Origin of the sequence: Pandoraea aquatica (genome assembly GCF_902459565.1) — a bacterium.
Taxonomy (GTDB): Bacteria; Pseudomonadota; Gammaproteobacteria; order Burkholderiales; family Burkholderiaceae; genus Pandoraea; species Pandoraea aquatica.
The window spans coordinates 50,066-76,438 of the sequence record NZ_CABPSN010000012.1 but is presented as its reverse complement, the minus strand read 5'-3'; the positions used below and the strand labels follow the sequence as shown (position 1 = coordinate 76,438).

Sequence of the window (26,373 nt, the reverse complement as noted above, 5' to 3'; positions counted from 1 at the left end):
GAGGCTGCAAGAAGTGGAAGCTTCGAATCGTTGGGAGTCGACAATGCCACAGGCCAGGACATTGTCAAAAACTGGGAAATCCGAAGGAACGCAAGTCAAAGTCAGCACGCAGGTGCAGGCGTATCGGCGGCCAAGGCTAACGAGAACAGTGCGGGTGCGTCGATGCAAGTCGGATTCAGTGCCGGCGCAGGGGCAGGGCCGGGTGCCGGCCTACCGAGCGCGTCGATCTCCGGTGGAGTCTCCGGGCAAGCTGCAACCAACGCGTTCGATCGCTTGCAGAGAACTGACGACGCTGGGCGCAACATGTCCTACGATGACTCCAAAGCGCTTTCGCAGGCAATTCACGACACGATATCTTCGCGCCAGACGAGTAGTTCGGGCCAGCAGCTCGCAAAAGACCTGAGCCAAACCCTGCAAACGCAGGAGACATTTCAGCGTACTGTCAGTGATGTTAAATCCGTGTCTGACGCCACTTCTAACGCTCTACACGATAGCTCGAGCTTCGTGCAGGCATCAGCGCAGATCAAGGCACCAGAAATTGTTTGGCAACGAAGCGCAAACCCAGAATTCGGTATGTTCCAAGTGCTCCAGGGAAGAGCGTTCGAGGAAAACCCGAACGCGCAGAAGTACATGCGCCAAGCAGCAGATGACGCGTCTCGAGGCGTTACGAACTCGGTGGTGAACAGCCCGGAGGGGCAGCAGGCGGTGAATCGCCACCGAGCCGCCGTATTGATGGCTCAAGACGGAAACGCGTCGGTCGCTGACAGAGCGCGAGCGACGCAGTATCTCGCCGATGAGGCCCAGGCCATGCAACACATGCGCTTTACACCTGGCGACACGTCGATGAAGGACTTCACTGTGGGCTCACCGGCTGACAGGACCGGGGTTGACTCTCAGAATCTCCAAAACGCCGTGCAACGCGGTACGCCCGCACTGCCAGTCCGTCCGGCACATGCTCCAGCAGCCTCCCCGACTGCGCCAGCGGGTACGGCCCCGTCATCGCAGGCGCCTTCGGCTGTAGCGCCGACTGGAGGGGCGCCGGCTCATCGCGGCCACGTGACGCGCCCGCAAGACTCCCGGCCGACCCGAGCTGGCCCTGAGCCGGTGGTGGCCCCATCAACCCGGCAAACGCCTCCGCAACCAAATAATTTACCTGAGCTGAACCCGGCTTTTAAGAAGATGGTGGAAACCGGCGTATCGGATCACCAAAAGGAAGTGGCTGACAAAGTCGACAGCGCGAACAAACACTCCGACAACGCCGATCTCGGAGAGAAGGGGCCTGGGACGGTCCGTCGTTCAGCATCGAACGTTGCTCAGAACATCAAAGATGCAGTTGGGGCGAGTTCAGGTCCGTCACGAACGAGTCTGGAGCGCATCGTGCGGCCAAGTGGGGCAGCGCCGGAGGATCCGCCTCAATAGCCGTTGCTGGCCCTTGGTAGCATTCCGAACCGAGGGCGAAAGATAGCCACCGATTTCGTGTTCCCCACAGTAATATTCTGTGGTAATTTGTCGAAACATATGTGAATACGAGGGAATTATGCCCTTCATGCTCAAATACCTTCTCGCCCAGATCCAATCGGTTTATGCCGCTTCGCGCCGTAAGCCAACGCGACGTCACCAAGCCAATGTGCCTGCGACGGAGAAGTTCGTCGCGCCGAAGATCATTGGCTGGGATCGGATCGCAGAAGGTAAGCCGAGCGAGCGTAACGGTTTTGGCTGCAAACCCGATTTGGGCTTCGACCCGCGCTCAACCTCAAGCCAATCGCGTCATATCAGCGGGGGCACTAGTTCTGGCTTCGGCCACGGTCGAGGCTTCTGAGCGCATTTTGAAGTGTCCGAAAGTAAAAAGCCGGCTATGCCGGCTTTTTCTTTTCCAATTGGTGTCCAGATTCCCTTCCGTCGACGCGCCGCAGTATCCTGACTGGACGTCGAGGCCAGTCACCAATCGAATGCAGATCCATCCGCTTGCGAGCTGAATTTACCAGGTGCCTTTCGTCGCAGCGCCTTCTGCACAGTATCAGTGCTCACTTCGTAAAGCGTCGCGATTGCCTCGAAAGACATACCTGAGTCAGCGAGCGTCTTCCACGTCTCGCGCTGTTGCTTCTTAATATCCTTCGCAGTGATGCCAAGTGCGCGGCGAAACTCTTCCTCGAGCGCAGCCCGAGCACGCTTTTTAGCTTCGGCATACGAAAAATCCCGCTGCTTCTGCAGCGTCGTTATGACCGTGGCGGGAAGCACCTCGTACAGGGCGGCCACGCGTTCGACGTCCATGCCAGATTCAAGCAGACGAACCCAAGTGTCGTACCGTATGTCACGCACTTCGTCTGACGAAATACCGAGCGTCTTTCGATAATGGAAGACGGCCATATGCTTGACGCCTATCGCTTTCGCGATTTGAGTGTCGGCGACACCTTTGCGAAGACCTTGTTGGATTAGTAGCTTTTGTTCGTCGGTTAGCATATGGGCAAAGTGCGGGGCCGCCGGTGGCGAAAAACCCGAAGATTACACGTATACGACAACACGGTCGCGCTGGAAACATTTAGGCTCGGCCGGGGCCTTATACAGCCGCGGCCGGTGATATGGACTCGGCTACAGGGGAAAAGTGCCGGCGCACGGCGGGTGCCGGGCGCGGCAAGCAATCCTATACGTGCAAAAACAATCATCTATGAAACAGATTGTAATGCACGTCGGGTTGGGGGGGACTGGAGGGTGAAATACTGATTCCCAACTGGTGGGATCTCGTTATAGAAAATTGGCCAGCGTAACGCGCATAGGCAAACCAAACTTACGTGTCCTTATTCCTGAGCGACCTACGAACCGTCGCCACACTCACGTTGTAGAGCATAGCGATCGACTTGACGGCCATACCTCCCGCCGCGAGATTTCTCCACAGCGCGCGCTGCTGTTTTTTCATCTCCTTCTCCGTCAGACCAAGTGCAGCCCTGAACGCCTCCTCAAGCGAGAGCCTGGCACGGACTTTGGCCTCCGTGTACGAGAAATTGCGTTTGCGATACAGGGTAGTAAGCACCGTGGAAGCACGAACTTTGTACAGTTCAGCCACTCGCTCGACAGGAGTCCCTGTCTCAATTAAGCGAATCCAGGTGTCATACCGGAGATTCACAACCTGCTTTGACGTCATGCCCAACGACTTCCGGAACTGAAAAACCGCCATATGCTTAACACCTATGGTTTTGGCAATCAGCGTGTCGGTGACACCTCGTTGAAGTCCGTCCAGTATCTGCTTTTTTTGTTCGGGAGTTAGCATATGGCGACGTGCGGAGGTAATGGGTTTCGGATGCCTACCGCATCCGATAGCCTGCCGGGATCCAATCGGGGCGCAATCACCCTCTTTAAGCGCTTCATTCGGCGCTTAAATTATTCTTAGCCGGATGAATTACCGAGCCATAGAAATGATGCCGTTGACGAGCTGACTGAACAGCGCGGCATCGCCCCCAGTGAATTCGGGCGTGACGATGTATGTACCCGCTACCGATACCGAAGGAGTGTTTGTGATCTTCAGCGATTTCTGAGTCACCAGAAGTGCCTCTAGGCTCGCTTTCAACGTGTCAGCGTGGGAGTTGACTAGCTGAGGGAGCGACACGGGAATCTGCGCAGCTCGGCCGATTCTCTCAATGCCCGCCCAATTTTGAGTTGAGATCCCTTTTTCCTGGACACCAACGAAGGATGCCTCGATGAAATTGTGGAGATAGGCTGGGTAATACTTCTGTACGGCCAAGTAGCTCAAAGCAAACTGAATCCCGTCGGCTTTGTTAACCAATGGAGTGAACTGGAACGTCTTTTCCTTTGGCAACGTAGCCTGCAGGTTCTTGAAGAATTGAAAGTACGCTCGCGAAAATTGGCACCCAGGCGAGAAGAACACTCGGACCGTTTCCTCATCTCCGAGGACGGGCTTCACTTGCAGGTAAGGCTTCAGTTGTTCCATCCCTTGAGGAACTTGTGCGTTTGCCACGGGGGCTCCTAACAGGATGATGGCCAACAGCGATGCGATTCGCGTCATTTTTGTCTCCGTGCCATACGTATCAAGCTGCGACTCGGGTCGACGTCGCAATTTCAAAAAAGTGCTCCATCGACTTCGTACTTCCGTCGTCCGCAGCCCGGTGATACGAATCGATCGCTTCGTTGACCTGCGTGAAGTTGAGTCCGTATTGCTTCGCCATGCGCACCCGCAGACTAGGGCTGCTCTCAGCATCCATGTTCCCCGCCAACTGGTGCATACAATCCGCGAGCCGCCCGCCATGAGACTCCACGACACGCACGCCGGCGACAACCAACGGCTCGAACTGATCCTGCTCGCACGCGGCCCGATAAATCGCAGGAGTGTCAATAACCTGCGCCTGCAGAAGACTTGCAATCTCTGGTGTGGTGGCGATCACTTCCACCAACGCAGTTTTCCCGATGGCCTCTCCGACGTTCTCGCAAATCTCATCCCCAAGATCCATCCCGTTGGTCTTCGCCCAAAGCTTTTCGTCGCGTGTCAGGGGCCTTGTCTGGGCCGGCCCGTCATAACGATCGAGCAGCCGCTGTGCAACCACAAGTTTCAATACCTGTGCCACCCGGTAGGCATCTCTCGTCTTGTCTTCGGTTAAATCCACAACCCGTGAGAAGGTCTCGTAGCTGTTGTTCGTATGGACTGTCGCAAGCACAAGGTGTCCAGTTTGTGCCGCCTGAAGGGCAATCTCCATCGTCTCGGCATCTCGAATTTCAGCCACCATAATGATGTCCGGGTCTTGCCGGAGTGAGGATTTCAGAGCCCGCTTGAATGTGATGTTGCCCCCAACCTGCACCTGCGTGATTGGGCCGTCTCCGCGAAGCGCGATTTCGACCGGATCCTCAATCGTATGTATTGCCTTGGTGCCATCGTTCAGCAAAACCAACATCGCATTTAGCAGTGTCGTCTTGCCAGAACCGGTTGGACCTGTGACAAGCACCATCCCATTCGGCTCATGCAAAGCGCGCAGGATTGCGCGTAGGACAGCGTATGGAAGGCCCAAAGCATGTAGCTCAGGCGCACGCTGGGGATCGAGTAGGCGGCAGGTGAACTTGAACCCGTTATAGGTCTTGGTGTACTCCACCCGCACATCCACCAGATACAGGTCTTCCCCTGCGAAAGGACGCAGACCATGAAGTCTGGCGAACTCGGCCGGCAACTCCATTTCAAAGCGCACCGACGCAATATCCGGCGTCGTCGCGCCTTGTGACGTTCCGGTGAGCTGAAAGAGCTTCGTTTCCCAATGCCGGCCCATCTTTGAGTCATTGCCATACTTGAAGCGGAATCGCTTGAAACCAGCGGGCGTTCGCACATTTACGAAGACATTCGGTGAGTCTCGTCTACCGCGTCCAGAGATGTGCAGATCGGACGATTTCGTGACGATCGACCAGACAAAGAGATCTCTTATCTGTTGTTCGATCGCGGACTCTTGGCCCGAACCCTCCTTCGCCATCATGATGGCCTGACGCTCGTCCTGCGTCAGTTCTCTCAGGCCAATGACCTCGGGAATCGAATCAGCAACCTCAACCATGTCCTCTCCTGGCAACGGTTGGCGGAACGATTTGTTGCGCCATCAACCGGCCCCAACATTATAGTTACATTTCTACTCAAACAGATTAAAATTAAATTTATCAAAACACCGAACCACACAATGGACATGACAAAGCGACCATTTTTGCGGACTACTGTTGTTCTCCTGTCCGCAATTTTTGCTGCGTTTGACGCCAATCCATCTCACGCTCAGGGGAGCCCTGGCGGTGCCGTTGATGTGAGAAATTTTGCGGAAACCACGTTTAACTCGGATACATTCAAGAACTTCGTCAACAGCTATCAGAAGCAGAATTCCACTGTTGTCGACAGCATCACGTCATCCGCCGTTTCTAACGCGCAGGCTGCACTTCCGAAAGCCATGGAATACGGCACACGCCTTCGATACGGAGAACACAATGTCGTAAGTAACGATGGCGAGACCATCGTTTCTTGGATGATTCAGTTGACGAGTTCCGAATCGCAGAAGCGAAAGGAATTGCTCGCAAAATTGTCCAATCTTGCGTCGCAGCGAAATCCGGAAGCGCTGAATTTTGCCGGCTTCATCGCCGAGTACGGATTGTTCGGGGAGGCAAAGAATTTGGCGTTGGCAATCGACTTCTATCGCGCAGCCGCAACGTTTAACTACCAACCCGCCATCTACAACCTGGCGCTTGTCGCTGCGTATGGAAAAGGGCAAGCAGCAAATCTCAATAACGCCTCGTCGCTTATCTCCCAAGCCTTCGCGATCGCACCCGACGGGTCGTACCGTGTGTGCGGATTCGGGGCGTTCTTGAGTTATCGCCAAGGCGACCGAACCAATGCCACACGCTATGCGTCGACCTGTTGGTCAGCACTTGCCAATATCCCTCGAGCAATCTACGACGAGCGCACGACCAACGCGCAGAAGATAGGCTTGCTGCGCGAGTCAATCGCTACTGGTGTAGACGACGGCTACTCACTGCTCGCAAAAGTCACGAGCGAGGCGGGATCTGATCCGCAGTACACCGCGTGCAAATACATGCTCGTGAACCGCTACCGAAAGGCACGTGACAACAAGGGTCTGCGTGAGGACGCAGTGAAGTGCTATCAGCAGTCCATCCCGTCGAATCTCGATGCGAAGGAAGCAACGAAGCGCATGGCCATCACCGTGCCAGGAATTACGGCGTTCGTTCCTATCGAACTGAGCGCGCTGGAGAAGATGCGCTCCGCCAACAAATTCCACTACGCGTGGAGCGTCCCCTACCTGCCATTCCGCCAGCAAGACGTCGATGCGTTCTTGCCGTTCGTGGCACACACGAAGCCCTAGGAGAGAATTGATGCGCCTTCTGCCCCTCACGTTTGCGGCGAGCTTACTTCCTGCCTTAGTACCAACAATCGCAGTCGCCGGAGCGCCTCCGACGAGCGTGTTTTCTCAGGCAGCTATGGACGGCGAAGCGAGCGCCACCATCCCTGACGACGGCGAATTCTCCGCAGCGGTAAAAATCATCAAGAGCAGGACCGGTGATAACGGTCCGGTTGTGCTTGTTGCTCGGCGGCTCGTCAAATTCGAGCAGCAACCGCAGTGTGCGCGTGTCGGCTTCGTCATCGGGCAACCCAGTGCCAGGGTGCTCTATACGGACATGGGAGGCCAGCTCAATATCTGCGCGAACGGCGAGCCTCCTCAGCGCATGTGCAAGAGCCTCCCGTCCAAGCTGGTCGCTCCCGACACCCGTTGTCCGGACGGCTCAATGCCGGTCGACACCCCCGAAGTTTCCGCCGCGATCGCAGCCGCACTTGCGACCGGTAGCCTTAGTCCACAAAAGGCAGCGGCGGCGGTTAGGGAATCGCTGGGACCGGGATCTACTACTACCGGAGGGAAAAAATGAAGGCACTGCTTCCTTTCGTCCTCCTGCTGTTGTCACAGATGGCCCTCGGGCAAAGCCCTGCCGATCTGGCCAACGGCAAAGCGTTTGCGAACACGATCGCTCCAACGTCACCCGCCCAAGTTGTGAACCCCTCTGGCGTTAGTGCAGGCGCGTGGGGAAACCAGACTAACGCCCCCACATCCGTACCGAGTGGGTTGGGTGGCTTCTCAAGTCCGAACACAACCGACTCCCTCTTTGCAGCTGCCAAGGGCACAAGTCTGACGGCTATGGGCAATCAGACGATGATTGATTGCGCCAACTTTGTGCCTGGCAGCGATCCGTACAAGAATCAAGCTTGCGCGGCAGTGAACTTTTTGAACAACCAGTGCATGCAGGCCACCACTGGGCAGAAGTCAGTTCTCGGGAATACCGGCACAGCACAGGGCAGTGCCGCCAATTGCGCCGGCACGTTTGGTGCAGGTCAATCGCAGTATGGATATGGTGATCAGATAACAGCCAACGACCCCATTTTCCAAGGCACATTGGGGCTCGGGAACTCCGCTGGCGGAACCACCGGTCAGACGTGCACGCCCACAAACGTTGTGGTGAAGCCGGCCGAGTACGCAACAAACACCTGCACCGTGTCGACCACGATGGATAACAACGCGTGTTCGCAGTATTTGAACGTCAAGGTGATCACCACCACCGGCGACGCGGACGCAGCGCATAACTGTCCGGACGGCTACACATATTCCGGCGGGTCTTGTTACAAGACTGTGAGTACACCAGCCACCTGGACATGCCCGCCTGGCTGGACCCTCTACGGGCAGGCGTGCGGTCAGCAAGTTTACGAGTCGCCTACACCGTCATGCCCGGCACCCATGTGGATGGAAACGGACGGCTCCCTGTACGTATGCTACGAAATCATCGGATATGACGCCGTCGCAGCGCTTCAGGCCAGTGGTGCGCAGTACTACAGAGGGACAGCGATCTTAGGTATGACGTTTGACTTCGTTGTGACCCTCGCAAATGAGGGATGCCGCTCGGGCTATTCATTCAACGGGACGAACTGCTCGGCCACCATCACAACTGAAATCCAATATGCGTGCCCAAACGGCGGTTCCGTGCAAGGGCAATCATGCGTCACCAGTCAAACGACTTCTTCGACGACCACGTATAGCTGCCCTGCTGGGCAAATTCTCAGCGGCTCTAATTGCTTGACAAAGAATGTCTCTACAAGTTGGACCAACACGTGTGGCGTCTACGAGGCAAGTTCTGGTACGTCAATCGGAGTGCCAAATAAATGATCAAACACATCATTTCGGTATTGGCCATTCTGATCACCCTCACACACGCGAATACCGCGACAGCCCAAACTTACCCGTCCGGCGCCTGTACGCAGGTGCCGAACTCGCAAAAGTGTATCGACAACACGCCTTGCAAGACTGACTCAACCGGCCAGAAGTTATGCCTATCGACAGCGTCATTGCCGCTTCCGGATGGGGCGTTATCCGTCCCATACGCGTGCTGGCAGTATTCCTATGAGTTTGCCTGCACGGGTACCTCGGTTGATACGTGCGCGCCCTATAGAGCCAACTCGGCATGCGGCGTCGTGACCAGCATCTGCAACGACAAGATCGCCGAGACGGGTCTTTGCGACCAGTGGACCTACACGTACAGCTGCCTGACAAAGCCTGCACAGACCGAGCAGCAGATGCAATGCACTGGTGGATTGTTCGACACTTCGGGATTTCCTAAGCCGCCGAACAATAACAATTCGTTCATTAAAGGCGCACTCGGTCTGGAGATCCTAGGTCAGGCACAGACCTACACGGACGGCAACTCGATCTTCAAGGGCGTAGAGGAGACCTGCACCAAGGGATACATGGGAATCAAGAACTGTTGCAAGAGCGCCCCCGGAGGGCAAACCAACAGTGCAGCGATGGGTGTAGCGATGGGGGCAGCGGCATCTGTTGTCAAATACGCTGGCGCGAAGGCGGTCGACTTTGCTTCGCCATACGTATTCGACACCATGTTCTCCAATGGCATTTTCAGCGAAGCGCTCGCGCAGAATTTCACAATCGCTGCAGGTGAAGGTGCCACAACCCTCGGCACGAATCTCGCAGCAAACGGATTCTCCGTCGGAGCCTTCGGGTTCACAGCTGGATTCGGCACGATGACCGGGGGGGTATTCGGGGCGAATATTCAACTTATGTCGTTCCAGGGCGGTTATATCGCATTTAACCCCTACGTGTTCGCCGCCGCAGTTGCGATGCAGGTGATCATGCAGCTCATGCAATGTACCCAGGACGAGCAGCTACTTGCTTTACACAAAGGTGCGGGTCTCAGCACCTTTATCAAGGAAGAATGCTCGCAGAAAGTCTTAGGGACTTGTTTGGAATACACCGACACCTACTGTTCTTTCAACTCGCAGTTGGCACAGATCATCAACATCCAAGGCAAGACTCAACTCGGGCTCGAACTCGCGGGGTGCGGGGGGCTGACGCCGACAGAAATTAGCGCTATCGACTTCACGAAGATCGACTTTAGCGCCTTCACCACACAGTTGCAGGAGAAGGCGGTGGAGAACCTGCCGGTGCCCTCTCAAATCAGCGGCAGCTACCAACCGATCATGCAGCAGCAAGGAGCCGGCACCAAACAGTCGTCGTCCTCCGCAAATCTCCCGAAGTACTAACTGATGAAAGGGTTGTCCATGAGTAAACTGAAGATTATTCTGAAAAGGTCATTTCTGGGTGCTTTGGTCGTAGCACTGACCGGCCTAGCTGCTTGGTCCTGGTCACTCAAAGCCGACAATGGTCGGCTGAAGCGTGATAACCAAGACCAATCCGCCAAACTGACTGCGCAGGGCAAGCAGATCTCGGATCTGGCCAGATCCGAAGTTGACGCAAAATCAGCGGCCAAGCAGCTCCAGGATGCGTTGCGACCGATTCAAGAAGAAAACCAGACGCTGAAGGCAAATATCGGTGCCTTCGCAACACAAGCCGCTTCGTGCGAGAAGGTGAAGCAAAAGCTCAACTACAAGGGGTAAATGAATATGCGAAACAACTTCCGATTCGTTTTGGGGATCGCTGCCGCTGCGCTTACAGTCGGCTGCTCATTCGCTCGAGCGCAACCGGTCGTGCTGGACACAGACACTGCGCGCATCATCGTCGTACGGCCTATCGATCTCTGGTCGGGCGACACATCCCTGCAGGAAGAGACCCTGGAGTCGAATCGCGAGCGCCGTGTCTCCTATGATGTGGTAATCGACGGCTACCACTATCGCGGTAGCCCCCTGGTGTTGCAGGGCATTAGCGACAGTCCTGTCACGCTTGCTGTGGAAGCCGAACTCAAGGCGAAAGAAATGCGCCTCGTGCGTGCTTCCCCCTACCTGTTCCATATCCTCGACCACGTGACGATCACGCCGGCAAAGTATGCCGACTTCGCCAAAGCTCAGGCTGCTTACTATCAATCGTTCGTCATCCGACAAGGTGATCCCCGAACCCTCCCCGATAGCACTCGTGTTCGGAAATTCTTTGGCAACGTGCTGACGCTTGGATCGCTTTTGATCCCGTCGCCGGTGTTGGGTGCGGGTACTGGTGCGCAGGTAATGTTGAATTCAGGGCTGGCGGAAGCGATCGGTAGCATCCCAGGTCCGGCGCGAGCCGCACTGACGCCAGCTACGCTTCCTGACCTGGAAGCGGATTCCTATACGTCGATCGACGTCCGACGAATCGAATTCAAGCCTGATGCACCCGGACAGATTCTTATCGCCTACAAGTCTGCGAAGACACCCGAGATCGAACAGGAGGCGCTAATCAAAGCAATCGTAGCGGCGACCGGAGCGGACACCACGCCGGAAGCAATTCAAACGGCTCGTAATGACGATTTGCAACAACGCCTCACGCTGTGGGATGCATGTGTCGCGGAAGGAAAATGTAAAAAAGAGGGCGCCGATGAAAAATAACAAAACCGAAGAGCGCGAGTCGATTCGCGAGAAAGTGGCGCGCAAGACCTCATGGCTTACCCCTGCGGCCCTGATCCTGCTCGTTGTCGCATTCGCGGTTAGCCTGTTCAAATCCCACTGAAGTGACTCGGGGAGGCTTGATGAATTACGCGTTGAATGCGGATTTCTTTCACACTAGAGCCCGCTTGGGACTCGACTCCACGGGCACGGATGCACCCGCAGCGCGCGCGTTCGCTCGCCAGGCCGGCCGTGCTTGCGCCATCGCGGGACAGTTTTTCGCTTCAATCCACGTGTCGCAATTCCCTGTGCTTTTGTGTCAATTTGCGATGGGTTACAACGAGGTGCTTCTAGCGAAAATTGGCGGAGCGAGTGCGGATCTGTTGGATGTCTCCCTGGCCACGCGGTCACGGTTCGATGCGGCTGTGCATAAGCAGGACAGTGTTTGGCTGCTCGACGTCATGTATTCGATATGCGAAATCGCGGCCGACAACGGGACAGATAGCGTTCCATTCTTTTCCGATCTCCCCGAACTCACCATGCTGATCGATGCCGCGGTTGAGAGGCACGAGGATACTGACGCCTTGGCGGAAGCGGCGGCCGCTCACGAGAGATGGAAGGCAGCACTTCCGACCGCAGCCCAGTTGATGAGCGATGTCAAACGGAAAGCCAGCGCCGATGGTCAGAAGTATGAGTTCGAAGGTTATACGCTGTGGTGCGAGCCTGCGCACGGTGGGTGGTCGCTGACGAACGCGTATGGCGTCGACTACTGTGCCTTTCTTTCATCGGAGGCTAGTTTTCAATGGTTGCTCGACGCGGTAGTCAATGACGAAGATGTCGGAGCCGTGCCGCCGGGTTGCGAGAAGATTGCCGACGATGCCGACGACCATCCCGATATTGTCATGTTCTATGCCTGCGAGGATGCTGCTATCAGGGTTATGCAGCGTCTGGGCTTTCCGAATCCGAATGAACAAGATTCTTTGGACGCGAACTATGAATGACCTTCACAACCAACTCTGTGTCTTGGGTGTCAAATGGCTGCGTGCGCCAGCTTCGCTGGGCGGTCCGGGATGCAATATCGCAATGAGCGAGTGCCAAGCGGCAGATAATGGCGAAACGCCTGACGCCATAGGTTTCCGGAATGTCGGGTACGAGCAACACACTGTTTTGGTGGAAGCTAAGACGAGTCGAGCGGATTTCTTGGCCGATGCTCGAAAGCCCCATCGCGTCGACGCAGCAAAGGGTATGGGTGACTTCCGCTACTTCATAGCACCGATGGGACTGATCGATGTAGCTGAACTTCCGCCGAAATGGGGCCTTATCGAAGTCAAGGGAAGAAGCCTTAAGGTTCGGGCGGGTCATGTCCTGCAGCCTCGCAGGCCGGCGCCGCACTATTCGAAGGACTATGAGCCGTGGCGTCACCCCGCTAACAAAGTGCGCGAGATGTCGCTGATCGTCAAAATGCTCTCGCGTGTAGGGGATGTTGATGCGTACCAGCGCGAGTTGAAGGTTGCTCGCAACGAGCATGCTCGAGCTGCGCGTGACTATGAACGAGCGTACGAACGCGCTGAGCACGCGGAGCGCGTCAACTTCATCCTGCGCAACCGACTCGAAGACGCTGGTATCAGCGCAAACCTGGACGAGATGACGGCGACCTTGCGTGCCCGTGCTCGCGCCAACAGATCATCCCCCCTCCCCGCGACGTCATGAGAATTTGGGTGATGGTAGGAACAGGATTGAGAAAGAAAAAGCCCGCTCTACAGCGTAATGCCGTTCAGTTAAGCGACTGAACGGCATTTTTACATCTGCGGCCGAGAGTCGAAAGCACGGCCAAGAGATCGCGGGTACGGTGATGCCCATGCTTGGAGAGCACCTTACCTGTCTTGTTGGAATGTCTGAGCCGGCCGACTATAGCCGGCTGGCCGATCATTTGCCTTATGAGTGGATCGAGCAGGCCCTGTCTGCAACGGGCAGCGCCAGTTTGCGGCGCAGGCGTATGCCCGCCGATCGAGTGATTTGGCTGGTCATCGCTCTGGCGATTTACCGCTCGACTTCCATCGATGAGGTCGTGCATGACCTGGGCTTGGTTCTACCGTCCTGCGACGCGTCTTCCTTGAGCAAAAGTGCGGTTACGCAAGCGCGCCAGCGATGTGGACACGCCCCCATGCAGAACCTCTTTCGTATCAGCGCCAATGCATGGGTTGAGCAGCAATCCGAGCATTATTCGCTCAAAGGATTTTCGCTATGGGCCGTCGACGGCACCACCCTGCGCGCGGCCGATAGCCCGGAAAACCGCGAGCACTTCGGCGCGCAAATCTACAAAAACGATCGCGTATCAAGCGCCCCGCAAGTTCGGGCCGTGAGCCTGACGTCTTTGCCCTCGCATCTCGTGGGGGCTGCGCGCTTTGGCCCTTACGGCACCAACGAGATGTTGTACGCGAAGTCCTTGATTACCGATGTGCCCGATCACTCGATTACGGTATTCGATAAGGGTTTTCTAAGCGCGGAAATCCTTTGCTCCTTGCGAGCAAACGGCGAGCAACGGCACTTTCTGATTCCGGCACGTCGCAACACGCAATGGGAGCGGGTCTCAGGCAACGCGCGCGACCAGATTGTGCGCATGCGAGTCTCGCCCCAAGCTCGAAAGAAGTGCCCAGCGCTGGACGAAACATGGCAGGCGCGGTGCATCACCGGAGTCGATGCACATGGCCGAGAGCGAGTGTTGCTCACTTCGTTGACCGAGCGCACGCAGTGGCGAGCCAGTGATATCGAGAAGCTTTACCTGCGGCGCTGGGAAATTGAAACGAGCTATCGCGAACTCAAGCACGTCATGCTTGGCAGCGCTCTGACGCTCAGAAGTCGTACCGTTGATGGCACCTACCAAGAGATTTGGGGAGCGCTGATCGGCTATAACCTGATTCGGATCGAGATGGCGGCGGCTGCCCGCACAGGGAAAATCGCTCCCACCGATATCAGCTTTATCCGCGCCCTGCACGCCATGCAGCACGAGCTTTGGTGGGCGGCGAGGACTCGCGCCCTGGCAAAGCTGCCTGCGTGGCTTGCAGCCATGCAGCAGCGCCTACTCGAATGCACCATACGAAAACGGCCCGGGAGATGTTGCCCCCGAGCCGTCAAAGCCAGACCCTCGAAATATACCGTTCGATTCCTCAAAAAATCGCTTAACTGAACGGCATTACGCTCTACAGCGGGCTCTTTTCATTGCACGACAACTTCGCTAAATCTCGAGCAAGCGCCCCTTGTCTCTGCCCTTCTCTGCAGCCTTATCGTGGCCTTTTACCGGCTCAATCGAATGCTGCGCGACCTTGACGGCCTCACGCTGGACGACCTCCTTCATTTCCACGGCGGTCGTCTTGTCGACATTGCGCCCAGCATTCTCCATGAGCTTTTTCAGATCTGAAGTCACTATCTCCGTATTGTCTTTCGCGCGTGTGGCAGCAACGTAAGCAGCCTCCTTATTGAATACTCTTGCACCTATGGTGCTAACCGCAATGATCTCCCGATCGTTGGTCGCGCCCTGCTCCTTATACGATGTGTGGGCATATGCCAGGTCAATGAGACGGATGTCCTTGTTGGAGAGAAGTGACTCTGTACCGTCCCGAGTCCAGCGCACTTTCGCGCCATTCTCGTCAATCTCAGTGATCTCCCCCCGTGTGCCGTTGGCAATTCGCTTGGTCTCTTGCTCCGGAAGGCGGATGATGCCGCGCGTCTCGACTTGATCACCTACCGCATAGCTCCGCGTCTCCCACTTCGCCGGCGAGAAGAAATCGTGTCGCTGCGGATTGATCTGAATGATATTGCCCTCCTCCGTCCTGGCTTTTATACGGTTCGCGTCGACGTCGTATCCAATCACGGAAACGACGTCGCCGCTCTGCACTCCAATCTCTCGGTACGTCTTCCGAAAAATCAGCGCATCAACCCTCTTCTCCCGGAGCTTGACCGCTTGCGTCTGCTCCGCCTTAGTCAGCTTCGGGTCGTCAAGATGCGACTTCTCGACGGACGGGCCACGAAGTACCCCTTTCGTCGCGAGTAGGTCGTGGATCGCAGTATTGATCTGCTTGCGATCGTTGTTTGTGATTGCGACGACACCCACTTTCGGCGCAGTCAGGCCACGCGCCTCAAGTTGCTGTATGTTCGCCACGTATCGCTCTGCGACGGTGCTGGCTAGGCTCCCTTGCGGGACCTCTAGGGTATCCAGCTGCTCAATCGCAGCGGCATAATTCCCCGCCTTCATTTCCTGCAATGCGCGCTTCGTTTGCGGCGTGGCTCGGTCGAATCGACGGGTTTCCTCGAGGACTGAGACGTTCATCCCTGAATCCTGCGCCTGCTTGAACGCACGGCCTGCCGCGACGCTTCCGTGTTGCTTGATGTCGCCTTGGAACACAACACGGGCGCCAATGTTCGCGGCGAGTTCCGATATCTTCTCGGTGTCATACGCACCAGTGAGCGACGACTCATCCATTACGATCAAGGTCTTTTTGCCCTCTACGTTCCCGAAGCGCTTCAGATTTGACAGCTCGGCCTGCTTTCTGGCGAACTCATGCGTCATCTCGTCATTCTCTCCGGCCTTAGACAGATAGAGCGATACGCGTGCCGCAACCGCCTCCACGGTGCCTACCTGCTGGACTTGAGTGAGCCTACGGCCCACAGAGTCAGCTGCTCGAGTTCCGATCGACAAGACGCCAGAGCGAATATGCTCTCCGAGCGTATGGGCCTGTGATCGAGCCTGCTCTACAGACGGTCGGTGCCTGTTCGCAAGTTCGGTCAAGATTGATCCGACGGCATTGCGTAGGTTGTCGGGTGATTTGAAGACTTCCCCCCGCTGGTGGTCGAATGTGTAGCGCCCCGAGCCATAATCGACATCTGGGGTGGAAACGTTCAAGCGTCGAGACTCCACACTCGAATTCTCCGTATCCCGGATTGGCCTGTTTTCGCTGATCGCCATACGCAATTCGTTTAGCCGAAGCTGGGTCGCCATGATCTGAGCATCGCGCTTCGCGAAAAAGCCAGCTACTGTGTCGCTCTCGATCCCGCTGGCGCTCCCCAGCTCTTTTGCGGCGGCCGCAGACGTTGCAATGCCGATGACGTTCCACCCCGTATTGGTAGCCGATTCGCGAACCATCTCCAACGCGGCAGTCTTTCCGGCGCCGGCGTCGCCTTGAATTCCCTGGAATGTGTCGGGGTGCATCAGTACATTGCGGGCCGACTCGACCTGCTCCTTGGAGAGCCGGAATGTCTGCCCCGTCTCCTGCGACTTGCGACTTTCGAATGCAGCGAGAGCGGCGTCGAAGTCGTCTTGGCGATGCAGCACCACGTGGTTTTGTCCAACGCCACCTCGGATTCTCTCGGCAAGTCGCATTTCGGACTCGATCGCACGATGCGTCGTGTAGGTCAGTTCTGCAGACTCCGTTTCGCGCTCCAGAATCAGATGATTCTTTACGTGTTGCTTCACTGCCCACTCGACGTCGCCAAAGCTCCCACGACTAAACTGCAAGGCGGCCAATTCAAGATCAACCAGCCTGAATGTCTGCTCTCGCTCAGTCAAATGCTCGATCGCCCAAGACACCGCTTCAAGTGCTGCCTGCTGACCCTGATTTGCTTCGCTGGACAGCACCGCAGGGACTCTCCGCCCCCCCTTCCCGCCTCTCGATTCCGGATAGGCACCACCTGCATGGTCAATGCCCTCGGGGCGGCCTGGAACGCTGTATCCACCGTCGACAGACTGGGTATCGTGACCAAGCGAGCCACCTCCTGTTGGGCGCGTTCCGCTTGTGTCGATTTCCCTGCCTGCCGCACCGTCGATACCCTGGCTGGCTTCCCGACCCGGTTGCTTTCCCCCCGAAATTACACGGGACGCATCCACTATCCTCTCGACGTCAAGCCCAGCACTCTGCGCTGTTTCCAGCCATACGGAGTGCAGCACGTCACGAGGCAATTCGTTCTTGGCTGACCTGCTGTCGAGCGCAGCTGCTTGCCGAGCCTCGAAGCTGGCTTCGGCTGGATTGATGTTCCGCGCAATCAATGCGGCGTCCATTTGCGCTTTCCGTGTGGAATAGAGGTTTATCTGTTCCTGTGTGAACCCAGCAATCTCAAAGTCGACCCCATTCTCGTTGTACTCGAGTTGGTAGCCAGCCTTCTTGAGCCCATGCGCAAGTTCAGCTTTGTAGACCTTGTCAGCCTGTGCTCGCAGATTGAGCATGTCGTCGTTGGTCAGGCTTCGCCACTTCTTTGCATTCTCGTCATATACAGCGGACACGATGACGTTATGGCTGTGAATCTGAGGTTCGTTCTCCCGATTCGTCTCGTGCAAGACGGTTGCGTATAGCAGATTGTTCGCGCGGACCGACTTGTTTTTCCCGTTATCGTCTTTAACCCGTATGACAGCTGCATGCTTTTCTAGCCAGCGCATCGCAGTAGCATTGGCCTGCAAGTGAGCATCTACTACTCGCTGATCGTTACCTACCAAACCGGCGATTGAGACGCTTTTCGGTGGTGAAACCGTGTAATCCATCCCGGCACGACGGTTCGCGCCCTTACTGTTGTCGGCGAGGTTCTGAATTTCACCTGTGTCAGGGTTCACGAGTTGCCCGCTCAGGAATTCAATAAACTCCCGGCGCTCCACCGCTTCGCCTTTGATTCCTAGGATCTCAGCCCCTCTACCCTGCCATTGGGCCGTCGCGACCTCATTGACGTAATAGTTGTCAGCGCGCTGACCACCGTCCTGAGAGAACGACTTATCAAAATAGCGGGCCGAGTTTGCCACCCCGCCCCCAGAAATGTGCGTCATCGAGATCATGATTGCCCCTCCGCATTCTCGTAGTACGCCTGCGCTGTAAATCCCGTTTCCCCCAAGCGCAGTGTTATAGGTACTTGTATTTTCTCGCTCCGGAGCGTGGCGCCGTGACCATACTCGGTAGGCTTCAACTCGATGGTGCGCACGACCCTATCTCCCGATCGAAGGAAAATACGCAGGTTCGGATAACGTGTCTCCGGCGAGCTACTGCTGAGTGTCATGCCGATGGTCGCAACACTGCCTTGATGGGAAATGACAGACAGATTTGTAACAGCCACCTTCGCAATCGAAACACTTGGGTCAAGCAATCTGACCTCCTTGATCGAACCCAGATCGGAATCGACTAGGGTTGGCTGCCCGCTTTTGTCGGTGAGAAGCCAGTCCGCAGTCAGCGTGCGGATCTGCTGGTAGAAGATCACGGCTATCGCAATCATCAATGCCAGTGCGATCAGGAAGGGTTTGAGGAATATCGATTTCACCATAACCCCTTGTTCTTCTTGTTACCTGCTTTATCGCCACCAGACGTTTCGGTCGTTGTCCGATCCGCCCGAACTATTTCGCCCGTTTCCATATCCGTCACAATCCACACGCCCTTGCGTTCCAGCTTCTCCTTGGCTGAAGCGGCACGCTCGGCATCGGCTATCTTCTTTTCCTCTTCGGCCTTCGCCGCTTCGGCACGAACTCGGTCGGCTTCCTCTCTCACGCTCGCCATCGCATCTTGCCCAGCTGCACGAATTACGCGGAAGCGGGGATCTCTAGGAGGCGTACTCTGAGCTTCCTTAAAGCGTAGAACTCGCGCAAACGGCCGATACCAGCGAGGTAACCAGTGTCGAAAATCAACGAAGGTTGCCGGATAATCTCCCGGTATGCGCACGTAGGCAGTGCAGTTTTTCATTTGCCCAATCTTCGAAGGCATAACGAGCCACTTGTTCTGCTCGCCCTGGTTCAGCGACCCACCATCTCGCCAATCCGTGACCGCCAGCGCCTGTCCCTTCGAGACCACGGCTACATCTTGCTCACCCAGTCTCGACGCCATGCGCTTCGCCATGTTTGGCTCGTTAGCACGTAGCATCGCGACAGTGTTGAAGCAGTTAAGTACGGTCTCCCCCCGATCCTGGCCCATCGAAGTGACTAGCTGCTTGTCACTCTGGATGCCTGCCGCAACACACACACCGTACTTGCGCAATTCGGCCTGTACCTTGTCGAGCTTGATGTCACCGATCTTCGCGACTTCGTCCAAAAGGAACCAATACCGGTCCTCATGAACGATCTCTTGCTTAGCCGCAATCATGCCGAACGCAACCGTGAGCAAAAGCCGAAACAACGGTGTGAACATTGCTTCGGTGTCGTCAGTGCTTAGGAGGAATAGCCGCGAATCGTCATCCCGATCCAGAAAGTCACGTATCGACCATGTCCCTGGCTGAACGGACGAAATTCCGTCAAGGTAAATTGCGATCGAGCTGATCACCCCCTGCCGCTGTCCTTTCGAGTCACCGCCTACCGCCGAACTTGCCACAGAATTCTTGATCAGCAGATCCATCTCATCATCAGGCATCTCTAGAAATGCATCCGCGATCAAATGTGTGTGCTCGGCACCACGTTGTGCGAGCCGAAGAAGAATCACCGAGAACAGTGCTCGCGCGGCATCTTCAAAGAACGCACTAGCGCCATGCACAACACCTCCTTTGGGTGGCAGGAATGCATGTGCCAGAGTATTGGCGTCATACTCATATTCCAGTTCGGCGAAGATCGACCACGGCACGGACCCTTCGAGCGCAGGGTTGAAGAACTCGTCTATTCCAGGTCTAAAGTGGGCACGAAAATACTCGCCACTCGGGTCATAAATGATGCACTTCCGCTTTCGGGCAAACGCTTGCTTCATCAGATCGTGCATGCCGAGAGATTTGCCTGTACCCTGCGCTCCCTGTAACAATATTCCCTGCATGGGGGCGCTGCGGGGAAGCGCAACGTCGAGCAAACTGTAGGCACCTGGCTCTTCCTTCATGACGAGCCGCGAGAGCGCCTTTGGCGAGACAAGATCTTTCGCGCCGTCTATCCGTTTGTTCTCGCGAGCGCTCTTCCCGATCCTCCGCAAACTGCTGAAGACCAGTAAATATCCAACAAATGCAACGAAAAGACTGGCCCATGCGGCCGTCGTCGCATCGCGCATAGCGGTTGAGATGGAACTCGCAACTATTCGGAACTGAGGTGCAGTGAGAAGCTGAACAGCGTTGCCGTCTGTCTTGACAACCGTCAACACCTTGGTCGCTCCATCGACATCCCGCAAAACCCATTTCCTAGGAATGTCCTGATTCACAACCTGCGAAACGACCGTCAGTTTGACTACGTCTAGATCTCTGGGGGAAAGCTGGCTGCACCACAACACGATTGGTATGAGTAGGCCCGGAAACGCGCCAAGCCAGAACGCCATTGAGAAGGCATGAAGTGAGAGTTTGACCCGTGTGAGAAATACCGCTCGCCCAGCCCCGGCGTCTGTGATCAATTTATCTGACATTTGTACTCTCCACCAACACGCTGGGCATATCTAGCTCCTCCACAAAAGCGAAGCTGGTGATCTCCTGCGGCATGAGCAATCCCAGCGATTCCGATTTCGCACCGAAGTTGTCCCGCCACATCCCATCTGGAAGCAACAGAAAATCAGACATCCGAACACCGCCATCAGCGCCAATATATAGCGCGTCGATCGCGCACACTTGACTCCCGCTTTGGTGCATGTATTCGAGAAGCATGACCGACGCATCTCCGTCTTGTTGCACGAACACGGAGCACTTCACCGAGTACTCCCCCGGTTGCAAAACAGAAATCTGGTTGATAGACCGAATCTCAATCGGTAGCAGCATTGCAACCTCACTCGTCAAATCGGCCTTTGTCATACGACGAACTCATGTTGCGGCCGAGCCTAATTGCCTCCTCCACATGAGCACGAACCTGATGCGCGATTGCGTCGTCGTCCGTCGTCCCGATCCCGAGAGGCAGCGCCGCTGAAATCACTGCACTTGCGGCAAGGATGTTCCCCTTTTCTAACGCGGCCAGGACGGCGCGCATCGTCTCTAAAAGGGCTTCGTGCTTGCGATCAAACCCTGCCATTGCTTCTCGGTGGCGGATCTTCGCCAGTGCGTTTGCGGAGATTTTTAGCTTTTTCGCTTCCTCCACAAGAAAAATAAATTCGTCGTCTTCGAGACGAAAATGAACTGATCTTCCGGTCATGTCGCGCGGCTCCATAGCGATGTACTAATTGATTAGTGGTACAAAATGCACCACTGCGTAAGCATTTGATTTCATTCCGATTGTACACGGATTTAAATTGAAAATGCAAAATCCGTTTAGTCGTTGTTGGTGCACGAAAAATGCCTACAAATCATGTACTTGCCACGGTTTTTACACATGCACGGTACGTGCGTAATGTGTGTGTGGTTTTATGTACCGGGGGTGCCTGTTTTATAGGCACGCGGAAAACGTGATATCCGGGTGCACACCCCCTCCGGAAATGAGTCGCGGATTTGATTTATCCAAGTGAATGAGCCAAGATTCAACGGCGCACATCCGCGAGTATTTCCCATCACCACCCATCGAAAGGAAGATCCGAAATGAGTCAACAAGTGACATCAGAACCGAAAGCCCGAGGCCGTGGACGGGCGGTGTCGATCGACGCGAAAATTGCCGAGATCGAAGAGCAACTGAAGGTGCTGAAGGAGAAGAAACGGCTGGAAGATAAAGCCGCCCTGGACAAGAACAGAAAGGCAATCCTCGATCTTTTCAAGAGCGAGGGAATCGACACCGTTGACGTGGCCAGCTGGGACAAGGCCATGCCACAGATTCGGAAGGCACTCGGGGTACCAACTGGTGGATCGGGGAACGTTGCGGCCGGCGCGCCGCTTTCAGGTAGTTGAGTGATTTTCCTCTCGGACACTCATCCGGTTATCGGATAGCTCATCGGCCCGGCAGGTGTTTGAGGCCCGGCCACTCGGACGAGTAGCGCTAGTGCGCTGCGAGACGGAGCGGCCGATTTCATTTTGAGCACGGGTGCTCAAAATCTAGAGTGCGGTCGAAAGCTCATGCTGGGCAGCAGACGCGATTGAGGCAAACCCAACCGGGAAGCTACACCAATAGCAAGCTCGCTATGGGTGAATCGGCGGGAATGACGCGAAGTATTAGCCGAAGGCTAAATGCCTCTCCACCGCCGACAAATGCGTAGGGCGCGGTTTATGGAGATTGCGGGAGATCAGGCGAGCGGCGCCGGCGCGCCGTGAGGCAGATCGGACGATCCGCATTGAGCATTCCTGCTCAATGCCAAGAAAGGAGGTCCGCGCACCGGCCCCTCCCGTTCGCCGTAGAAATTGCCGGAGATCCGGCATAGGGTATCAACGTAACGAACCGTGAATTGCTGTCTCGAGACTCGCTCGGGCGAACTCGCCAAGCTCGGCAAGTGCAACACTCTCGCGTTTTTCGTAGATCATCTGACCATAGTGATCACCCAGTGCCGCCGCTTGCTCGCATATCGCGTAGTCATAGCCAGTTGGGTTCACCTTCAGCCAAAAGTTGATGGCCTGCTCGATCTCGGTCATGGTTACGATGCTGTTCACGGTATCACCTCGCTTCGCACGATTTAGCGGTAATTTCAGTATCCCAGCCAGTCGCGGGCTGATTTCAAGTTTGCCGGGATGACGGAGCGCTCGACAAACGAATCTCCCTCCGCCGGAACGCATAGAACGGAGACGGTCAGGGTTCCGTCTCCATTGTCGATGGTCGGCTCTGCCGGATAATGGTCGTCAATCCATTTGACGAGGCGGGTCACCTCATCCGAGCCTTTCCGCACAGCGGGTGCCGGATAGAAATGCTGTTCTGCCAATTGCCACGCTTCTTCCTCAGTTTCTGCCAATGGAATATCTCCAATGGTGGCCTCCTGCGGCGAATCCGCCAGCGCAGACACAAACCACTTCTCTTTATTGTCGCGTTCGTCGTCCTGGAAGGGATTGCCCCACCAGTTGGTGCCGAACACGGCACCAACTTGGTAAACAGCAACCCCTTGCTCAATTAGCTTTCGACGCTTCAAGTGGTGCTCCAATTCATAGCCCCACAAGAACGCGTTCTCCAAGCACGGCGTGTCGCTAAGTTGGAGCGGGCAATCCCGCCCAGCGCCTGCGAGGTAGGCACGCTGCCCACACAGTTCCGCCAATTCTTGCGCCTGCAAATTCAAGCAATCCCCACCGCTGGAATCTGTGATCGCAAGGCACTTCCCGAGGGCAAAAGTCACGCGTGCCTGTAAGGCGAGGTCGAGATATTTCGTCATTTCCGGTTTCTCCTGAGTCTCAGTGATTACTCGATTCGGTAGCTCGCTGCACCTTCTGCGAGGTGAGCAAGGTAGTGAACTGATTCGCCAGCAACTCCAGACGGCCGACAACCTCCAAAACGGCCGGATCTTTACTGTCTTTAAGCAATTTCGCCATCTCGCGCATGGCCGGCACCGACATTTCTGCCGCACCGATCAGTTCCGCGTGCCGATCGATACGTTCGGCGGCAATGGGTAGTGTTGTGGGCGGCAATTCTCGGTAGAACCACACGTCACGGAGAAATCGCTCTTTTGCGGGCCGGATCTTGGACATGATGTTCGTTGCGTTAGCCATTTCAGTCGTGGTCAGGACAGATAAGCGAGTCAACGTCATTGCAATACGGGCAGGCTCCAATCTCAGCGGCGTACACGCGGTCAAGGTGAGCCATCTGATAGGACGTGCGCAACGAAGGAACATCCCAAAGCAATTCCGGTGCCGAGGACAACGAGTCCGGGGCATGACCGGCATCGTATGCAGCATCAAGTGCAGCCCACCAGTCGGTAAACGACTTCGATGTTTCATAACGCTGCCAGCGCGCGCGAGCAGTCAAAGCGAGTTCAAAGTGCGTTTGCGGCATTTCTCGAAGCTCCTGCGATTACGAATTTCGGTTTGGTTTAAAGCTGACCGGGACCCAAGATTCGGAGCCCCTCGAAGGGTTTTGCTTTCGGTAGATCCGACCGCGGCTTACCCGCTGCCGCCAGTCCCCTTAGTTCCTCGCCCCGGCGACAAAGGAGCACGGAGCCGTCAGACTGCATGGGCGTGCCCGGAGGCCGCATGCGGAGCGCAGCCGCAGGCGAGCACCGAACGGGCGAGGACACGGCGAAGCGCACCCTTGTTGGCTGGCGGTGGAGGGCTACTGTCGCGAATTCGGGGGGGAACTAAGGGGACTGGCGGCACCGCCGACGCTCATCGGAGCCACCGAAAATGCCGCGCGGCGAGCGCCTTCACCTGGCCGTAGGCCAGGTCCGTACAGGTCGTTGAGCGGAGCAACGCGCAGCGTGCGTTAGGGATTGATGCCCGACGGGGGCGAGACCGCTTCGCGGGCTCGATGCGCAGCACGAAAGCCCGGCCCGGCAAGCCGGGTAACGCCCTGCTTGGGCGTTCCCTCCGTTATGGCCACATCAGCACCAGGCTGCAATGCCGATGGATAGCTACTTGGTATCTACAAGAAAAGCCACTCGCTGACGAACCACGGTTACACGGTATAAGCAGGAAACGGCCGATCTGGATCGAGTGGCCCCGCAAGCAATTCTTGGGTTGAGTTGTCATAGATCTCGACCCAGTAACCTTGCAGGTGAAACAACTTTGCACACCGAGCCGCATCGTGGCGTGATTCACAGAGATTGAAGTTATGGACGTGCTCGCGCGCGCGGCCCACGAGCTGGCCGGGATCGCTTGGCGTTGCCTCCACAAGAAACTTCACGGTTGCCCCCTATGCGTTTAGGTCGTGGTTGAGGCGGGCGGCCAATACACGTTGGGCCGCCCGTCATGACGATTGATCTGATGCAATGGCTAGGTGCGCTTAGGCCGTTGGCGGCTCGGTTGTCTTCATGTCCACGATGTAGACGAGCCGCAAGATGCCGTTACGAACGATCGTTCGATGACGGTAGGCGGCGAGCCTTTCGTCACCCTTCGCGGTTTGAGTGCCCTTGTAGTCGCGTGAGCAATCCGCCCACTCTTTTCGGGTCATTTCCAAGCAGCCGAGCGCTGGGTAATTCACAATCGGTGGCAATTTCTTGACGATGGCCACGGCATCGATAGCCTCCTTTGTAGGCGGCTCGTAGGCGTCGACGCGCTCGGCGCTGATCTTCCAGTTCCGGCTCCAGCTCGCGGCACGGGGCGGCGTCGTGGTCAAGCTGCTGACCTCTTGCCCCGATCGATTGACGCGAAGAATCACCAGCCGCTCGCCACGCACGACGACTGTGCCGCCTACCGCAAAATCGTGTCTCGTTGCAGCACTCCCGCCTGCGGCGGACAGCATCTCGCGTTCGTAAGCAATGCGTGTCTCGTAGTGACCCAGCCAGCGAGTGGCCCATTTGATGCTGGCCTCGGTATTGGCTTCAGAAATATTCCTGCGTTGTTTCCGGGCTTCAGCCTCTAGAGACTTGATACGGCGGTGCCGTACCGGGACTGACAATTTCCGTGCGGCGTTTGCTTGAGCCGCGGCTGCGCGGCGCGCCCACGATTCGGCACGCTCTGCCGTCTCGATAGCCTTTCGCATGTTGGTGTCCTGGCGCTCCAGCGCACGCCGATGGCATGCTTCGCTGTGGTGGCCGACCAGAATCGGCTGTCCCATCGGAATTCCGGCGACGCTTTCGCGCGCCGCCTGATGTGCCGAGTCAGACTTACGCGAGTTGCTTTCGCTGTACACGTCAAATCGCTCCGCCCGCATTGCTGCGCGCTCTACCAGCGACGTCCCCTCTTCTTCGATCTCGCTACACAACTCCAGCAGCAGATCCTCGCGAACCGGTGTCCACATCGGGGCGACAAAGCAGTCCTGCTTTGCGGCCCAGATAAACCCTGCTGAACTTACGCGCTGGTACAGATCCGCCGGCAGACGAAACACCGAGTAGAGGCGGAGCTTGTTGTCCTCCAGCGAATAAGTCGCGGTCATGCCCGCCCCCGTATCGACGTGGCGAGGTTCTGCGCCTGCAATGGGGTGAGCCTCGGGGGGTGCGGGGGGAACGCCCGCGTTTTCGACGTTGAGTGCCGGGGTTTCGTTGTGAGTGGTTGGGATGGTCATAACTCTCCTTTCTGTTTCGACTGGTTGAACCTGCAATGTGGAGCCGCCTCGGCGCATGAATTGCGAAAGCTCGAAGGCTTGCAAGGGGCCGGGCGAGGCCGCAGGCGGAGCGCAGCCAAAG

The 26,373-nt window shown here is 56.4% G+C and carries 26 protein-coding genes and 1 pseudogene; 13 read left to right on the top strand and 14 right to left on the bottom strand.

Going from position 1 to position 26,373, the window contains the following annotated elements; translation table 11 throughout:
* Both PAQ31011_RS26585 and PAQ31011_RS25655 read left to right on the top strand, forming a co-directional pair.
* Positions 1–1,419 (top strand): annotated as a pseudogene (locus PAQ31011_RS26585) (hypothetical protein); the annotation flags it as partial.
* A gap of 118 nt (positions 1,420–1,537) precedes the next feature.
* Positions 1,538–1,819, top strand: coding sequence for a hypothetical protein (locus PAQ31011_RS25655; RefSeq protein ID WP_150578446.1), 282 nt, complete (start codon positions 1,538–1,540; stop codon positions 1,817–1,819).
* A gap of 119 nt (positions 1,820–1,938) precedes the next feature.
* Here PAQ31011_RS25655 and PAQ31011_RS25650 read toward each other — a convergent pair whose 3' ends face one another.
* The 4 genes from PAQ31011_RS25650 to PAQ31011_RS25635 all read right to left on the bottom strand — a co-directional run bounded on the left by PAQ31011_RS25650 (position 1,939) and on the right by PAQ31011_RS25635 (position 5,540).
* Positions 1,939–2,460 (bottom strand): hypothetical protein, encoded by a 522-nt coding sequence (locus tag PAQ31011_RS25650; RefSeq protein ID WP_150578445.1) that lies wholly within the window; start codon positions 2,458–2,460, stop codon positions 1,939–1,941.
* Positions 2,461–2,785: 325 nt separating this feature from the next.
* A complete protein-coding gene (locus PAQ31011_RS25645; RefSeq protein WP_150578444.1) occupies positions 2,786–3,265 on the bottom strand; it encodes a hypothetical protein in 480 nt (159 codons plus the stop codon).
* 129 nt (positions 3,266–3,394) lie between these two features.
* Positions 3,395–4,018: a thioredoxin domain-containing protein gene (locus PAQ31011_RS26815; protein WP_246179790.1), complete on the bottom strand. Its 624-nt coding sequence runs from the start codon at positions 4,016–4,018 to the stop codon at positions 3,395–3,397.
* A 22-nt stretch (positions 4,019–4,040) separates the two neighbouring features.
* Positions 4,041–5,540 (bottom strand): GspE/PulE family protein, encoded by a 1,500-nt coding sequence (locus PAQ31011_RS25635; RefSeq protein ID WP_150578443.1) that lies wholly within the window; start codon positions 5,538–5,540, stop codon positions 4,041–4,043.
* 120 nt (positions 5,541–5,660) lie between these two features.
* Here PAQ31011_RS25635 and PAQ31011_RS25630 point away from each other — a divergent pair, with 120 nt between their 5' ends.
* From PAQ31011_RS25630 to PAQ31011_RS25590, 10 genes are all read left to right on the top strand, one after another.
* Positions 5,661–6,845, top strand: a complete 1,185-nt coding sequence (locus tag PAQ31011_RS25630) for an SEL1-like repeat protein (protein WP_246179789.1) — start codon at positions 5,661–5,663, stop codon at positions 6,843–6,845.
* A gap of 10 nt (positions 6,846–6,855) precedes the next feature.
* Positions 6,856–7,404 carry a hypothetical protein gene (locus PAQ31011_RS25625; protein WP_150578442.1) on the top strand — a complete coding sequence of 183 codons (549 nt, stop codon included), beginning with the start codon at positions 6,856–6,858 and terminating at the stop codon, positions 7,402–7,404.
* Positions 7,401–8,690 (top strand): hypothetical protein, encoded by a 1,290-nt coding sequence (locus PAQ31011_RS25620; protein WP_150578441.1) that lies wholly within the window; start codon positions 7,401–7,403, stop codon positions 8,688–8,690. The genes PAQ31011_RS25625 and PAQ31011_RS25620 overlap by 4 nt, the downstream gene beginning before the upstream one ends.
* On the top strand, positions 8,687–10,078 hold the full coding sequence (gene traN / locus PAQ31011_RS25615; RefSeq protein WP_150578440.1) for a conjugal transfer protein TraN: 1,392 nt from the start codon (positions 8,687–8,689) through the stop codon (positions 10,076–10,078). Before PAQ31011_RS25620 ends, traN begins: the two co-directional genes overlap by 4 nt.
* 18 nt (positions 10,079–10,096) lie before the next feature.
* The gene (locus PAQ31011_RS25610; protein WP_150578439.1) at positions 10,097–10,432 is read left to right on the top strand and encodes a hypothetical protein; all 336 of its coding nucleotides are present in this window, start codon (positions 10,097–10,099) and stop codon (positions 10,430–10,432) included.
* Positions 10,433–11,350 carry a hypothetical protein gene (locus PAQ31011_RS25605; protein WP_150578438.1) on the top strand — a complete coding sequence of 306 codons (918 nt, stop codon included), beginning with the start codon at positions 10,433–10,435 and terminating at the stop codon, positions 11,348–11,350.
* Complete coding sequence (locus tag PAQ31011_RS26935) at positions 11,340–11,471, top strand: hypothetical protein (RefSeq protein WP_281350036.1); 132 nt, start codon at positions 11,340–11,342, stop codon at positions 11,469–11,471. Before PAQ31011_RS25605 ends, PAQ31011_RS26935 begins: the two co-directional genes overlap by 11 nt.
* A gap of 19 nt (positions 11,472–11,490) precedes the next feature.
* Positions 11,491–12,348 carry a hypothetical protein gene (locus PAQ31011_RS25600; RefSeq protein WP_150578437.1) on the top strand — a complete coding sequence of 286 codons (858 nt, stop codon included), beginning with the start codon at positions 11,491–11,493 and terminating at the stop codon, positions 12,346–12,348.
* Complete coding sequence (locus PAQ31011_RS25595) at positions 12,314–13,057, top strand: adenylosuccinate synthase (protein ID WP_150578436.1); 744 nt, start codon at positions 12,314–12,316, stop codon at positions 13,055–13,057. The genes PAQ31011_RS25600 and PAQ31011_RS25595 overlap by 35 nt, the downstream gene beginning before the upstream one ends.
* 148 nt (positions 13,058–13,205) lie before the next feature.
* The gene (locus PAQ31011_RS25590) at positions 13,206–14,534 is read left to right on the top strand and encodes an IS4 family transposase (protein ID WP_150578435.1); all 1,329 of its coding nucleotides are present in this window, start codon (positions 13,206–13,208) and stop codon (positions 14,532–14,534) included.
* A gap of 48 nt (positions 14,535–14,582) precedes the next feature.
* Here PAQ31011_RS25590 and mobF read toward each other — a convergent pair whose 3' ends face one another.
* Genes mobF through PAQ31011_RS25565 form a run of 5 tightly spaced genes read right to left on the bottom strand, consistent with a single transcriptional unit; the run spans position 14,583 to position 21,386 of the window.
* Complete coding sequence (gene mobF, locus PAQ31011_RS26580; RefSeq protein WP_246179788.1) at positions 14,583–18,161, bottom strand: MobF family relaxase; 3,579 nt, start codon at positions 18,159–18,161, stop codon at positions 14,583–14,585.
* Entirely contained in the window at positions 18,158–18,640 is a 483-nt protein-coding gene (locus PAQ31011_RS25580) for a hypothetical protein (RefSeq protein WP_150578434.1), read from the bottom strand. The genes mobF and PAQ31011_RS25580 overlap by 4 nt, the downstream gene beginning before the upstream one ends.
* Positions 18,634–20,673 carry a type IV secretion system DNA-binding domain-containing protein gene (locus PAQ31011_RS25575; RefSeq protein WP_150578433.1) on the bottom strand — a complete coding sequence of 680 codons (2,040 nt, stop codon included), beginning with the start codon at positions 20,671–20,673 and terminating at the stop codon, positions 18,634–18,636. The genes PAQ31011_RS25580 and PAQ31011_RS25575 overlap by 7 nt, the downstream gene beginning before the upstream one ends.
* Positions 20,663–21,052: a hypothetical protein gene (locus tag PAQ31011_RS25570; protein ID WP_150578432.1), complete on the bottom strand. Its 390-nt coding sequence runs from the start codon at positions 21,050–21,052 to the stop codon at positions 20,663–20,665. Before PAQ31011_RS25570 ends, PAQ31011_RS25575 begins: the two co-directional genes overlap by 11 nt.
* Entirely contained in the window at positions 21,027–21,386 is a 360-nt protein-coding gene (locus PAQ31011_RS25565; RefSeq protein ID WP_150578431.1) for a hypothetical protein, read from the bottom strand. The genes PAQ31011_RS25570 and PAQ31011_RS25565 overlap by 26 nt, the downstream gene beginning before the upstream one ends.
* A 380-nt stretch (positions 21,387–21,766) precedes the next feature.
* On the opposite strand from PAQ31011_RS25565, the gene PAQ31011_RS25560 reads away from it, so the two are divergent.
* Positions 21,767–22,069, top strand: a complete 303-nt coding sequence (locus PAQ31011_RS25560; RefSeq protein WP_150578430.1) for a hypothetical protein — start codon at positions 21,767–21,769, stop codon at positions 22,067–22,069.
* Positions 22,070–22,540: 471 nt separating this feature from the next.
* On the opposite strand, the gene PAQ31011_RS25555 is transcribed toward PAQ31011_RS25560, so the two are convergent.
* The 5 genes from PAQ31011_RS25555 to PAQ31011_RS25535 form a co-directional block, all read right to left on the bottom strand.
* The gene (locus PAQ31011_RS25555; protein ID WP_246179787.1) at positions 22,541–22,762 is read right to left on the bottom strand and encodes a DUF3717 domain-containing protein; all 222 of its coding nucleotides are present in this window, start codon (positions 22,760–22,762) and stop codon (positions 22,541–22,543) included.
* 35 nt (positions 22,763–22,797) lie between these two features.
* Positions 22,798–23,469, bottom strand: a complete 672-nt coding sequence (locus PAQ31011_RS25550) for a hypothetical protein (protein ID WP_150578429.1) — start codon at positions 23,467–23,469, stop codon at positions 22,798–22,800.
* Between the two features lie 19 nt (positions 23,470–23,488).
* Positions 23,489–23,782 carry a hypothetical protein gene (locus PAQ31011_RS25545; RefSeq protein ID WP_150578428.1) on the bottom strand — a complete coding sequence of 98 codons (294 nt, stop codon included), beginning with the start codon at positions 23,780–23,782 and terminating at the stop codon, positions 23,489–23,491.
* Between the two features lie 22 nt (positions 23,783–23,804).
* Positions 23,805–24,086, bottom strand: a complete 282-nt coding sequence (locus PAQ31011_RS25540) for a hypothetical protein (RefSeq protein ID WP_150578427.1) — start codon at positions 24,084–24,086, stop codon at positions 23,805–23,807.
* 945 nt (positions 24,087–25,031) lie between these two features.
* Positions 25,032–26,252 (bottom strand): DUF3560 domain-containing protein, encoded by a 1,221-nt coding sequence (locus PAQ31011_RS25535; protein WP_174990266.1) that lies wholly within the window; start codon positions 26,250–26,252, stop codon positions 25,032–25,034.
* Between the last annotated feature and the right edge of the window lie 121 nt (positions 26,253–26,373).